Here is a 12857-nt window from a genome sequence, read left to right as displayed (position 1 = left end):
ACCCATAGGCTATGCAGCCCTATCATCCTTCGCAGCAACCAGAATTCCATTTAAGGAGCGGTCGCCAGAGGACGTAAGCAAAAACAGAACATCTTTCTAGGTATGTCTGTAGCGAGATAAAGACCGCACTTAGCAGCCTGATAGTGCAAGAGTCCGGCGGTGAAAATGCCGTGATAAAGCGGCCAGATAAACACACGCAATCAGGCGCAAAAAGCGCTGAAAGGTTCGATCCGGTAGCTCACACCCTACCCCCTTGGGCACGACTCGTCCAGCCATGATTCCCCGAATAGGCCCTAAACACGGGAGCTCAGCGACGCCGTAACTTTATGTGTCAATCGCCAGCGTGCATCGTTGTACGCTTTCTGACTGAATGCAGCGTCTACACTATCCACCAAGATAGGTGGCCGGATTCGCCACCCTCAATTGAAGGAGTACAAGTAATGCTGATCGATTTATCTGGCAAAACTGCGGTTATTACAGGTTCCACCGCAGGTATTGGACTGGCCATCGCCCATGGGTTGGCGCATGCCGGTGCCAGTGTGGTCGTTAATGGGCGCACCGAAGAGCGCGTACATGCCGCGATTGAGTACATCCGTTTGGCCTGCCCCGATGCCAATGTGCGCGGCGTAGCGGCAGACCTGGCCACTGCCGAGGGTTGCGAGAAGCTGGTCAACGCCGAACCCCACACCGACATACTGGTCAATAATATGGGCATATTCGAGGCAACCGATTTTTTTGAGATTCCAGATGCAGATTGGCAACGCTTCTTTGAAGTGAACGTGCTGTCTGGTGTCAGAATTTCACGGGCTTACGCGCCGGGCATGGTGAAGAAAGGCTGGGGCCGAGTGGTTTTCTTGTCGTCAGAGTCAGGTATCAATATACCGCCTGAGATGATTCATTATGGCTTTACCAAGTCGGCCAATCTGTCTGTGTCTCGCGGCCTCGCTAAACGTCTGGCGGGTACAGGCGTGACCGTTAATGCGGTATTGCCAGGACCGACGCTATCCGAAGGTGTCATGGCGATGCTCGAGCCTTCTGCTGAGAAAAACGGCATGAGCGTTGAAGATACTGCCCGCGAGTTCGTCAAAGCCAAGCGTCCTTCTTCTATAATTCAGCGCGCCACTACACCCGAAGAAGTGGCCAACATGGTCGTTTATGTGTGCTCGAAACAAGCCTCCGCTACCACTGGCGCAGCGCTTCGCGTCGAGGGCGGCATTGTCGATACGCTTACCTGATTGAATCTGGTTCGGTCAGAGCCAACCCCGCCGGCGGAACAGCAGCAATAATCCGCTGGCGACCAAAAGCATAACAAGCCATACAGAGGGGTAACCCCAGCGCCATACAAGCTCCGGCATGTACTCGAAATTCATGCCGTAGATACCCGCGATAAACGTGAGAGGCATAAAGAGTGTGGCAATGATGGTGAGCACCTTCATTACCTCGTTCATCTTGTTGTTGATGCTCGACAGATACAATTCCAGCATGCTCGCCAGCAAATCGCGCAGAGTATCAATCGTGTCAATCACATGAATACTGTGGTCATAGACATCGCGCATGAACAGCCGGGTTTCCTTGCTGATGAGCGGATGATCGTCACGCGCGAGTTGACTGAGCACCTCCCTCAACGGCCAGACCGCTTTGCGCAGCATGAGCATTTCACGCTTGAAATGATGTATTCGTTGCAATGTCCCGGGTTCGGGCTTAATCAGCAACTCGTCTTCCAGCGCTTCGATTTCGTCGCCGAGTTTTTCCAGCAGCACGAAGTAATGATCTACAACTGAATCGAGAATCGCGTAGGCCAGATAATCAGCCTGCATAAATCGTATTCGCCGCCCGCTCTGAATTCGCTCGCGCAATCCCTGGAATACATCTCCTGGTTTTTCCTGCATGGATAAGACGTAATCCTGGCCAAGAATCAGACTGACCTGTTCAGAATGGATCTGCTGGCGCGATTCGTCGAAGCGTAGCATGCGCAGCACAATGTACAGATAGCCTTCATAGTCCTCCACTTTCGGTCGCTGATCGGTGTTGAGAATATCCTCGAGCACCAACGGATGAAGTCCAAAGATCTCGCCCAACGCCTGAACACTGCAGGCTTGGTGGACCCCATACATGTTCAGCCATTTGACACCATGTTGACCAATCAAAGCCTGACATTGAGCTGTGGTAATACCCTCATGACTCTGCAATTGGTTTTCGTCATAAACCATCAGCGATAGAACGCTTTCGAACGCGCCGTGGTCCCCAATATGCACAAGGGTTCCAGGCGCTGCACCGATCTTTTTACCGCGCTTGACTACCAGCCTTCGCGCCATGGCGTTTACCCCTGTGTATGGTCTACTGCAACGCCGGAGATGGCGGAGTCAGTCTGCTTCCACCGCGTCGCTCGGCTTGGCGGCGTACATCTGTCGATCGGCGATATGAAACAGACTCTCTATGTCGGTGGTATCTTCGGGGTAGATCGCCATACCGATGCTCATGCCTATTGAGACCTCCTGTTGTTCTCTCACCAGGATAGGCCTGGCCACATCTGCCAGTAGATGACCCTGGAGAATCAAGATTGCGTCACGGCTTCTGACCGACTCGAGAATCACGACGAACTCGTCGCCACCGATGCGCGCAACCGTATCAACTTCACGCAAGTGCGATTGCAGACGCCTCGCCACTTGAATCAGCACTTCGTCGCCCGCTATGTGACCAAAGCGATCATTGACTTGTTTGAATCTGTCAAGATCGATTACCAGCAACGCAAAGTTTTTTTGATTACGCTGCGATCGCAGCTGAGCTCCGAGCAGGCGATCCTTGAGAAGCTTGCGGTTGGCTAGCCCGGTCAGCGCGTCATGGTTGGCCTGCTTTTCCAATAACTCCTTGTTGCGTGTCAGCTCGTCGTTAGTCTGCTCCAGCTCCGCAGTGCGTGCGGTGACCCTACTCTCCAACTGACGCTCACTTTCACGCAATGCATCAACCATCTCCCGATTGACCTTCAGGGCATCCTGCTGCGCCTGGTCCTGCAACCGCTGCAGGCTGTTGATTCGATCAGCGAGAGCCAGTGACAGCAGCAGCATCTCCGCGGCCGAACCGAACATCAGCGCATTGGCAGTAAATCCATTGGAGGGCAATATTCCCAAATTATGGAGGGCAATAACAAGAATACTTAGCAACAACGAGACCCATGCAAGTACAAAGAAACGTGCCCCGGGTTGTCCGCGATACAAGCTCACACCGCCCATTAAAAAGGCACTAAGAGCAAAGAGCAGCGATGTGATATTGATCAACACCGCAGCCACAAAGTAAGAGACGAACAATGTGATAGTGAAACTGGTCGCAAACATTATACCCAGCAACGGCATAACCCATTGCATCTTCAGGTCGCGCGGCGTGGAGCCGAGAAATCTGTGCGCAAAGTAAACGCCAAAGATCCCCGCCAAGGAAACTCCGCCCGTCGGCGACAGGTGCGTAAGCAGCGCATTATTCGGCCACATAAATTGACCCGTCAGGCCAGCCAGTCCGGCTTGGCCGAGTGCCAGAAAGCCGATGAAGGCAACATAGAACAAATACAGTTTATCGCGCAGCGAGAGGAACAGGAAAAGGTTATAAACCATCAAGCCAGCCAACAACCCGAAGTAGCAGCTGAGCAAGGCATAACTGACCTGATCGTCCGCCCACAATGCATCGGGTTGCCAAAGATTGACCGGGACCGACAGTGTTCCGCTCGATTCTGCTCGTACATACAGGCTATAGCCTGTGCTCGGCTTGAGGTTGAGCTCGAAAAGATGATGTCGATGGGGTAACGCTTTAGCGGCAAAGGGTAACTGGTCTCCAGCATGTTGCCGGAGATAATCCCCGCCCTCCTCGGCAATAAAAACATCGACGCTGTCGAGGGAGGAATGCGCGACTTCGAGAAGCCAACGTTCGGGCAGTATGGCATCTGTCGTGAAGTTCTGATGCAACCAGATCTTGGATCGCGTGAGGCCGAAATTGGTCGCTGATGTCGACCTGGGGTCCACACTGCTGAACTCGCCCGCTTCGCGCTTTCGACGAACCTCCTCCAGCGTCAGATCTGAACCGTCATATTTCAGAGCAGAAAAATACCTGGACAAGGCATAGCTGGGCTCATTACTAATCTGTAGATCAGTCGAAGCAGCGTCTGCGTGTTGAGCCAGCAGAAACAGACTGGTAAAGAAACAGAATACTATTAGCAGCGTCATTCCATGCCGCGATCTGCGTCGTCGAATTACGTCTATCGTCTGCACACGAACTCCGTTTCATCGGTACTGCTGAAGGTCATTCCTGCGGGGCGCAAATGTTATCAATGCGTTACCGCTATAGTGGTAAGAATTTAGTCTATGTTCCGACGTTACCCGAATTCTGCGTGGAACGCAGTACGCCTTTGGTGTCTGTTTCGACGCTTTCTGGAGCAAACCATTTTAGCTTGCCATGCAGATTCACTACCTCACCCACAATTAGCAGCGTGGGCGGTGTGATGGCTGTGTTTGCAACCAGATCGGGCATAGTGCTCAGCGTCCCGATCAGTACTTTCTGATTTGCAGTCGTGCCTTGCTGAACCAGTGCCATAGGTGTATCCGCACCCCGTCCGTGCTGAATCAGCTTTTGGCATATCTCCGGCAGACCAACCAGCCCCATATAAAACACCAGCGTCTGCCCTGGAGCGACCAGCCCCTGCCACTCCAGATTACTGGTGCCATCCTTGAGGTGACCGGTGACAAAGCGCACGGATTGCGCGTAGTCACGGTGGGTCAGCGGGATACCGGCATAGGCTGAACAACCATTAGCTGCCGTAATGCCCGGCACCACCTGAAATGGCACTCCGTGAGCTGCCAGCTCTTCTATTTCTTCTCCACCACGGCCGAAAATGAACGGATCACCGCCCTTAAGACGCAGCACACGCTTGCCCTCGCCAGCCAGCCGCACGAGTAACTGATTGATTTGTTCCTGAGGTACAGCGTGGTCCGAACGCGCTTTACCGACGTAAATGCGTTCTGCATCTCGCCGGCACAAATCGATGATGGCTGTCGGCACCAAACGATCATGCAACACCACATCCGCCTGTTGCATCAAACGCAGTGCACGGAAAGTCAGCAAGTCAGGATCCCCCGGCCCAGCCCCTACCAGGTATACCTCACCCCGGTAGCTCTGCCCTGCCTGATCAGCCAGACGGCTCGCCAGCAAGCGCTCCGCAGCTTCATCCTGCCCAGCAAAAATACGTTCGGCTACATCGCCTTGGAACACATCTTCCCAGAACACGCGGCGTTGATTGATCTGCGGAAAGGCCGCTTTCACCTGGCTGCGAAAACGCTTGGCCAACTGGGCAAGCTTGCCATAGGTATACGGAAACAACGTCTCGATCCGCGCACGGGTCAAACGGGCCAGCACCGGGGCATGACTTCCGCTTGAAATAGCAATGATCAGAGGTGAGCGATCAACAATCGCTGGAAATATAACAGTGCACAAATCAGGTGCGTCCACCGCATTGACCGGCAGGAACCGAGCCTGGGCATCAGCAGACACTTGCGCATTCAGCGGTTCGTCGTCGGTGGCGGCGATAACCAGCTGGGTGCCGTTCATATCGACCTCGAGATATCCACGCTCAATGCACTCACCACCCCCTTGAGCGACTAGCTCTGCCAGTTGCAGCTCTATTTCGGGTGCCACAACCCGCAGAACTGCGCCCGCCTCAGACAACAGTCGTGACTTGCGCAGCGCTATCTCACCGCCACCGACCACGAGAACCACTCGGCCCTGCAGATTATGAAATAACGGCAAATACTCCATATCAGCCGATCTGCCCAATGCCGAGCATGTAAGGCTCGAGCACTTCAGGAATCAGAATACTGCCATCAGCCTGCTGGTAATTTTCTAAAATCGCTACCAATGTGCGGCCAACAGCCAGTCCCGAGCCATTCAGCGTGTGAACCAGCTCTGGCTTGCCGGTTTCCGGGTTACGCCAGCGCGCCTGCATGCGTCGGGCCTGGAAATCACCACAGCTGGAGCAGGACGATATTTCACGATACTTGTTCTGGCTGGGAATCCAGACTTCCAGGTCGTACGTGCGGGTTGCGCCAAAGCCCATATCGCCAGTGCAAAGAGCAAGCACGCGATACGGCAGGTTCAGCAGCTTGAGGATATTCTCGGCATGCCCCGTCAGTTCATCCAATGCAGCGGCAGAGTCCTGGGGACGAACGATCTGTACCATTTCTACCTTGTCGAACTGGTGCTGCCGGATCATGCCGCGGGTATCACGTCCAGCCGAGCCGGCTTCACTGCGAAAACAGGGCGTATGTGCGGTCATACGCATAGGCAGCTTGTCAGCGTCGATAATGCTTTGGCTGACCGTATTGGTCAGCGTTACTTCCGCCGTGGGAATCAGATACAGATCGCGCTGATCTTCGCCTCGGGGTACGCGGAATAAATCCGCCTCGAACTTGGGCAGTTGACCAGTACCCTGAAGCGCTTCGGCCTGCACAAGGTAAGGGGTATACAGCTCTTCGTAGCCATGCTCGTTAACATGGACATCCAGCATGAATTGGGCCAGAGCGCGATGCAGGCGAGCCATTGGGCCACGCATCAGGGCAAAACGGGCTCCGGACAGCTTGGCTGCGGTCTCGAAGTCCAGATAACCATGCTGCTCCCCCAGCGACACGTGATCGCGCGGATCAAAATCAAACTCACGTGGAGTGCCCCACTGGCGCACCTCAACGTTGTCGTCCTCATCAGCACCAACCGGGACTGTTTCTTCTGGCAGATTGGGCATGCTCAGCAGCAAGGTATCGAGCTCAGCCTGGATGACATCCAGATCCAGCTTCGCCTCACTCAATTCGGTGCCCATGCGTTCCACATCAGCCAGCAAGGGCTGAATGTCTTCACCACGGCCTTTGGCCTGACCAATCGACTTGGAGCGGCTGTTGCGTTCGGCCTGAAGGGTTTCAGTACGGGTCTGAACCGTCTTGCGGCGCGCTTCAAGGCTCTCCAGCTGGGCTACATCAAGCACGAAGCCGCGCGTAGCGAGTCGCTCGGCGACCAGTTGAGGTTGGCTACGGACCAATTTCGGATCAAGCATAAGTCATCATCTTATGGTTACGGGTGGCAGCCTGGCGGGCTAACGAGCCAGCGACAGACCGGCCCAGGTGGCGAGCAGACAAGCGCACACGCTGAGCAGGATATATCCAAGAGCCATCAGACTCTCGCCATTCTCCATCAACCGGATGGCATCGAGGGAGAACGTGGAAAATGTAGTGAAAGCGCCCAGAAAACCTATAAACAGGCCCTGGCGCAGTGCCGGTGAAAACTCCGGACGGCTCAGCCACAAACCGTACAGTATACCTATGATCAGACAACCAATCAGGTTCACGGCGAAAGTGGCCAACGGAAAGGCCTTTGGCCAGGTCAGCATGATCCACTGAGCAATACCAAACCGGCACAGCGCACCCAACGAACCGCCAAGCGCTATTGCGAAAATACTGGCGCCCATCAGTGCCTATCTCCTTTTGGTCTCGCTGGCCGCATCCAGGCCGCGCAGATATTCCAGTTTTTGGCCGATTTTCTGTTCCAGACCTCGATCAACCGGTTCGTAATAGCGTCTCGGCTCAAGTTCTTCGGGGAAGTAGTCCTCGCCGGCCGCATAGGCTTGCGGCTCATTGTGAGCATAGCGATAGCCTTCGCTATAGCCCAGCTCCTTCATCAGTTTAGTCGGCGCGTTGCGCAGGTGCAGAGGTGGTTCCAAGGATGGCTGACTGGCAACATCTTTCATTGCCGCATTGAATGCCTTGTAAACAGCATTGCTCTTCGGCGCGCATGCCAGATAAACCACGGCCTGAGCCACCGCCAACTCGCCTTCCGGGCTACCCAGCCGCTCCTGCACGTCCCAGGCATTCAGTGCCAGTGTCAATGCTCTGGGATCGGCATTGCCGACCTCTTCGCTAGCCATCCGGACTATCCTGCGGGCGAGGAACAGCGGATCACAACCACCGTCAATCATGCGCGCAAACCAGTACAACGAGGCGTCGGGATTGGAGCCGCGTACCGACTTGTGCAGCGCTGATATTTGATCGTAAAAAGCTTCACCGCCCTTATCGAACCGGCGGCGAGTATCGTTGAGCAGATCGCTGACCAGTGCGGTATCGATAGTGCCGCCGTCCTCAACAAGGTCGGCAGCGATCTCTAGCAGATTCAACAGCCGACGAGCATCGCCATCAGCGGCGCCAATCAGTATACCTCTGGCTTCATCGCTGACCGACAGTACATGCTGACCCAGACCCCGTTCAGTATCATGCAAGGCACGGTCGAGCAGACTGGACAAGGAGTTCTCATCAAGAGATTTGAGCACATATACCCGGGCGCGGGACAACAATGCATTATTCAGTTCAAACGAGGGATTTTCTGTCGTCGCACCAATAAACAGCAAGGTACCGTCCTCGACATAGGGTAAAAACGCATCCTGCTGGGACTTGTTGAAACGGTGCACCTCGTCAACAAACAATATAGTTTGTCTGCCGCTCTGCGAGGCCTGCTGACGAGCCACTTCAACCGCCTGGCGTATGTCCTTGACCCCGGCGAGTACGGCAGAGATGCTTACAAAGTGAGCATCGGCCAAGGTCGCGAGCAGACGCGCCAGAGTGGTTTTACCGACTCCCGGCGGCCCCCAGAAAATCATCGAATGCAACGCGCCCTGCTCCAGCGCAACGCGCAATGGGCGGCCAGAGCCCAGCAAATGACCCTGACCGGTATATTCGTCAAGGGTTGCAGGCCGCATGCGTGCAGCCAGCGGCTGGTGAGTGCCACGATCGGGGAAGAGGCCTGCCTCACTCACTGATGACATCGACTCCTGATGGAATGTCAAAGCTGAATTGGCTCTGCTGCATACTTTCGTTGGTTTTAACGTTCTGGAAAAGGATGTTGGTGCGCTGACCGATAGCATCGCTCATTTGCATGTCGTTTATCTTTTCACCTTGAAAAGACAGGCGAAGATTATCGAACAGTGTGTCGTTGGCTTTGGGCGTGAGCAGAAATTCGGATACATCGCCACTCTCGATCACGGTGATATTGAAATTCTCTTCCAGCTTGCTGACGTCTCCCGAGAGCAGCAGCGCCGGCGTATGGGTCAGACGTTTATCCATTTTTTGAATAGTTACCTGCTCCAGGTCCGGATCGTACAGCCAGATCTGTTCACCATCAGACACCAGCAATTGCTCAGCTGGAGGATCGGTATGCCAACGGAACATGCCAGGCCGCTTGAGCACCACGCTGCCGGTAGCTTCCTGCAGGCTCGCGCCGTTTGAACTCAGCGTCATCTGCGAAAAGTTCGCACTCATGGTGCTGGCACGCGACAGCAGTATATTCAACCGCTCCGCCGCGACACTTTGTTCGTCAGCCATTGCCGCAAATGGCAGACTTAGCAGACAAAGAGTGGCCAGGCTTGAGCGAAAGAAGGTTTTGATCATGATCAGGGGTATTCTCCGCAGTTAAGTAGGTCAGGCCGCGTTAGTCGCGCACCGGAGGCGGTGCAATAACCTCTCGCGAGCCATTGGTGTTCATTGATGTTACCACTCCAGCCATCTCCATGGCTTCGATCATCCGGGCAGCGCGGTTGTAGCCTATCTTGAGCTTGCGTTGTACGGCAGAAATCGAAGCACGGCGGCTTTCGGTGACAAAGCGTAAAGCTTCATCATACAGGGCGTCTTCCTCACTATCGCCCCCACCCATGCCGCCGGAAGTGTCGAAACTGCTACCAGCGCCGTCATCCGCGCCGTCGAGTATGTCTTGAATATAGTCTGGCTCACCGCGCTTCTTCCATTCATCGACCAGACGGTGCACCTCCTCGTCAGAAACGAACGCGCCGTGCACACGCACCGGCAGGCTGGTACCCGGGGGCATGTAGAGCATATCCCCGTGACCGAGCAATTGTTCCGCCCCACCCTGGTCAAGAATGGTCCGCGAATCAATCTTACTGGATACCTGGAACGCCATGCGCGTCGGAATATTAGCCTTGATCAAACCGGTGATCACATCCACCGACGGACGCTGCGTTGCGAGAATCAGATGTATACCAGCAGCCCGTGCTTTTTGCGCAATACGTGCGATCAGCTCTTCGACCTTTTTGCCAACAATCATCATCATGTCAGCGAATTCGTCAATAACCACTACGATTACCGGCAATGTGGACAGTTCGGGCGGAATATCCTCCATTGACTCGCGGCGAAACAACGGATCGGTCAACGGTGTTCCAGCTTTTTCGGCATCCTTGACCTTGCGGTTGAAGCCCGCGAGGTTCCGCACACCCATCGCTGCCATCAGTTTGTAGCGCCGCTCCATTTCCGCTACACACCAGCGCAAGGCATTGGCCGCTTCCTTCATGTCGGTTACGACCGGGGCAAGCAAGTGTGGAATGCCTTCGTAGACCGACAACTCGAGCATTTTCGGGTCGATCATGATCAGGCGCACCTCTTCGGGTGGCGACTTGAACAGAATACTCAGCAGCATCGCGTTAACGCCAACCGACTTGCCCGAGCCAGTAGTACCGGCGACAAGCAGATGCGGCATTTTTGCCAGATCGGCCATGACCGGATGGCCACCGATGTCGTGACCGAGCGCCAGGGTAACCGGCGAGGTTGCCTCATCGAATTCGCGAGTCTGCAAGACCTCAGATAGTCGCACAATTTCACGGTCTTCGTTGGGTATCTCAATGCCGACCGTGGTCTTGCCCGGTATCACTTCTACCACCCTGACGCTGATCACCGCTAGGGAGCGGGCCAGATCCTTTGCTAGGTTGGTAATCTTGCTGACCTTGACGCCTGCAGCCGGTTGAATCTCGAAGCGGGTGATAACCGGCCCCGGCTGTACCTTCTCAACTTCAGCATCGACGCCGAAATCCTTAAGTTTGAGCTCCAGTAGTCGGGACATACCTTCCAGAGATTCTGCCGAAAAGCCCTTGGTCTTTTTGGTCGCGGGATCAAGCAGTGAAATGGGTGGAAGCGAGCCCGGCTCGACCGATTCGCTGAACAGTCTCGCTTGCTTTTCCTTTAGCAGGCGCGCGCTCGACTGAACCGGCTTGGTATCCGGCGGGACTATTTCCGGTGGCTGGCGGCTTTCCTGTGACGCTACATGCTTGGCTAACGACTCCTGACGGCGGGCACGGGACGCCTCAGCTTCGCGCTGTTCAGCCGCGCTGAAGATCGGCTCGCTTCGACCCGCCGGGGCCTTGGCCGGCCGACCAGACAGATCCTGCTGGACTGCGGCTGCAGCGCGGCGAGAGCGCCAACTAGCCCAGGCACGCTTGACTAGATCGAACACATCCAGAGTGATCTTGCCAGTCAACTCCATCAGCCGAAACCAGGAGAGGTTAGTAAATACCGTCAAACCAAACAGAAACAAGGTGAGGAACAGCAATGTGCTGCCCTGCATATTGAGTACCGGGTAAGCCAACCCAGAAAGCAACTCGCCCAGAACACCACCCGCACCTGCTCCCTCGGGAAAACCCTCAGGCGCGCTGCCATGCAAAGCGGCCAGCGCAGTGCCAGCAAACAATGTCAGTACAAAACCGATCAACCGCCAGGAAAACAACCAGCCATTCCAGACGAAGGGTAAATGTCGGCGCCGGAACATTTGCCATACCTTCACCGCAACAATGACGGGAAACAGATAAGCCAGATAGCCCAACGTCAGGAGCAGAACGTCGGCGATCCAAGCGCCCATGCTGCCGCCTGCATTGCCCACCTCTCCAAGTCCACCGCTTCGGGTCCAGCCCGGATCAGATGTGTCGTAGCTCAGCAATGCCATACTCAGGTAAAGGCACAAGGCGATCATTGCCAGCAGCGCGCCCTCGCGTAAGCGTAAGGTGAGCTGTTCCTGCCATGCAGGCGTAACTTTTTGGGCTTTGTTATCCTTCAACACGCTGGCTTCCGTCGTTGTACAGCCGAGTATTGTACGATGTCCGGCCGGGGAATTCACAACTGCCTTTACGTACGGCAGTCAAGTTTCGGGAACGAGTATAAGCTGTGGGCACCGCAGGTGAACCGTACTGCATCCCATTATGAAACTATATCCATGAATCACAATAACTTATATCAGTATCTTGATAAAATATTTAAACACTTTAACCGCTATCAAGGCGCCCTTTTATGCCCCAGCTGACCTGGCTGCGTTCCGACAGCTTGGCCTTCCCTTCCCCCAGTCTGGCAATGGCCGAGCCCGAGGGGTTACTTGCAGCCGGTGGCGATCTGTCCCCGGAGAGATTGCTAAGAGCTTATACCCAAGGCATTTTTCCCTGGTATCAGGATGGCCAACCGCTGCTTTGGTGGTCGCCCAATCCGCGAACCGTCTTACAGCCCGCCAAGCTCCACGTATCACGTAGCATGCTGAAGCATCTGCGCAAAACAGAGCTAGTAGTCACTCTGGACCAGGATTTCCCTGCTGTCATTCGGGCGTGTTCTGAGCCGCGAGACTATAGCGACAGCACGTGGATCACTACCGAGATGCAACAGGCCTATTGCGAACTGCATCGGCTTGGCGTAGCTCACTCAGTTGAAGTCTGGAAAGACGACCAACTGGTCGGCGGATTGTATGGCGTTGCGTTGGGTAGCGTTTTTTTTGGAGAGTCCATGTTCAGCAGGCGTAGCAATGCGTCCAAGGTGGGATTTATCTTTCTGGTCCGGCAACTGGAACATTGGGGCTACACCCTTATCGACTGCCAGATGCCGACCGAGCATTTATTCAGTCTGGGCGCCGAGTCGATTAGCCGCGACGAATTTATACGTAAATTGACGCAACTTTGCCCTTTAAACGCAAAAAATAGGTGGGCATACAATGTGTTATAGCGGAACGCACAGGGAATATAATAATGT

The 12857-nt window shown here is 54.8% G+C and carries 10 protein-coding genes; 2 read left to right on the top strand and 8 right to left on the bottom strand.

What is annotated here, in order from left to right; all coding sequences use genetic code 11:
* The first annotated feature begins 440 nt into the window (after nt 1–440).
* On the top strand, nt 441–1235 hold the full coding sequence (locus ACJAXR_RS04350; protein WP_415057035.1) for an SDR family NAD(P)-dependent oxidoreductase: 795 nt from the start codon (nt 441–443) through the stop codon (nt 1233–1235).
* Between the two features lie 15 nt (nt 1236–1250).
* Here the strand turns inward: ACJAXR_RS04350 and corA are convergent, their stop codons facing one another.
* From corA to ACJAXR_RS04310, 8 genes are all read right to left on the bottom strand, one after another.
* Nucleotides 1251–2315 carry a magnesium/cobalt transporter CorA gene (gene corA / locus ACJAXR_RS04345; protein ID WP_415057034.1) on the bottom strand — a complete coding sequence of 355 codons (1065 nt, stop codon included), beginning with the start codon at nt 2313–2315 and terminating at the stop codon, nt 1251–1253.
* Between the two features lie 48 nt (nt 2316–2363).
* Entirely contained in the window at nt 2364–4208 is a 1845-nt protein-coding gene (locus ACJAXR_RS04340; RefSeq protein ID WP_415057033.1) for a diguanylate cyclase domain-containing protein, read from the bottom strand.
* Nucleotides 4209–4344: 136 nt separating this feature from the next.
* A complete protein-coding gene (cysG, locus tag ACJAXR_RS04335) occupies nt 4345–5793 on the bottom strand; it encodes a siroheme synthase CysG (RefSeq protein WP_415057032.1) in 1449 nt (482 codons plus the stop codon).
* Between the two features lies 1 nt (nt 5794).
* Complete coding sequence (gene serS / locus ACJAXR_RS04330; RefSeq protein WP_415057031.1) at nt 5795–7078, bottom strand: serine--tRNA ligase; 1284 nt, start codon at nt 7076–7078, stop codon at nt 5795–5797.
* A 39-nt stretch (nt 7079–7117) separates the two neighbouring features.
* Nucleotides 7118–7489 carry a fluoride efflux transporter CrcB gene (gene crcB, locus ACJAXR_RS04325; protein ID WP_415057030.1) on the bottom strand — a complete coding sequence of 124 codons (372 nt, stop codon included), beginning with the start codon at nt 7487–7489 and terminating at the stop codon, nt 7118–7120.
* Between the two features lie 6 nt (nt 7490–7495).
* The gene (locus tag ACJAXR_RS04320; protein ID WP_415057029.1) at nt 7496–8836 is read right to left on the bottom strand and encodes a replication-associated recombination protein A; all 1341 of its coding nucleotides are present in this window, start codon (nt 8834–8836) and stop codon (nt 7496–7498) included.
* Nucleotides 8820–9458 (bottom strand): outer membrane lipoprotein chaperone LolA, encoded by a 639-nt coding sequence (gene lolA, locus ACJAXR_RS04315; RefSeq protein ID WP_415057028.1) that lies wholly within the window; start codon nt 9456–9458, stop codon nt 8820–8822. The genes ACJAXR_RS04320 and lolA overlap by 17 nt, the downstream gene beginning before the upstream one ends.
* A gap of 40 nt (nt 9459–9498) precedes the next feature.
* The gene (locus ACJAXR_RS04310; protein ID WP_415057470.1) at nt 9499–11904 is read right to left on the bottom strand and encodes a DNA translocase FtsK; all 2406 of its coding nucleotides are present in this window, start codon (nt 11902–11904) and stop codon (nt 9499–9501) included.
* 230 nt (nt 11905–12134) lie between these two features.
* On the opposite strand from ACJAXR_RS04310, the gene aat reads away from it, so the two are divergent.
* The gene (gene aat, locus ACJAXR_RS04305) at nt 12135–12830 is read left to right on the top strand and encodes a leucyl/phenylalanyl-tRNA--protein transferase (protein ID WP_415057027.1); all 696 of its coding nucleotides are present in this window, start codon (nt 12135–12137) and stop codon (nt 12828–12830) included.
* Nucleotides 12831–12857: the final 27 nt, after the last annotated feature.

This window comes from Halopseudomonas sp., from assembly GCF_047631575.1.
Taxonomy (GTDB): domain Bacteria; phylum Pseudomonadota; class Gammaproteobacteria; order Pseudomonadales; family Pseudomonadaceae; genus Halopseudomonas.
The sequence above is the reverse complement of the archived record's forward strand: the minus strand, read 5'-3'. Positions and strand labels throughout refer to the sequence as shown.

Excerpts from the sequence above, each read along its gene's own strand:
- serS (WP_415057031.1), bottom strand. The coding sequence starts at position 7,078 with ATGCTTGATCCGAAATTGGTCCGTAGCCAACCTCAACTGGTCGCCGAG.
- lolA (WP_415057028.1), bottom strand. The coding sequence starts at position 9,458 with ATGATCAAAACCTTCTTTCGCTCAAGCCTGGCCACTCTTTGTCTGCTA.
- ACJAXR_RS04350 (WP_415057035.1), top strand. The coding sequence starts at position 441 with ATGCTGATCGATTTATCTGGCAAAACTGCGGTTATTACAGGTTCCACC.
- crcB (WP_415057030.1), bottom strand. The coding sequence starts at position 7,489 with ATGGGCGCCAGTATTTTCGCAATAGCGCTTGGCGGTTCGTTGGGTGCG.
- corA (WP_415057034.1), bottom strand. The coding sequence starts at position 2,315 with ATGGCGCGAAGGCTGGTAGTCAAGCGCGGTAAAAAGATCGGTGCAGCG.
- ACJAXR_RS04340 (WP_415057033.1), bottom strand. The coding sequence starts at position 4,208 with ATGACGCTGCTAATAGTATTCTGTTTCTTTACCAGTCTGTTTCTGCTG.
- cysG (WP_415057032.1), bottom strand. The coding sequence starts at position 5,793 with ATGGAGTATTTGCCGTTATTTCATAATCTGCAGGGCCGAGTGGTTCTC.
- ACJAXR_RS04320 (WP_415057029.1), bottom strand. The coding sequence starts at position 8,836 with ATGTCATCAGTGAGTGAGGCAGGCCTCTTCCCCGATCGTGGCACTCAC.
- aat (WP_415057027.1), top strand. The coding sequence starts at position 12,135 with ATGCCCCAGCTGACCTGGCTGCGTTCCGACAGCTTGGCCTTCCCTTCC.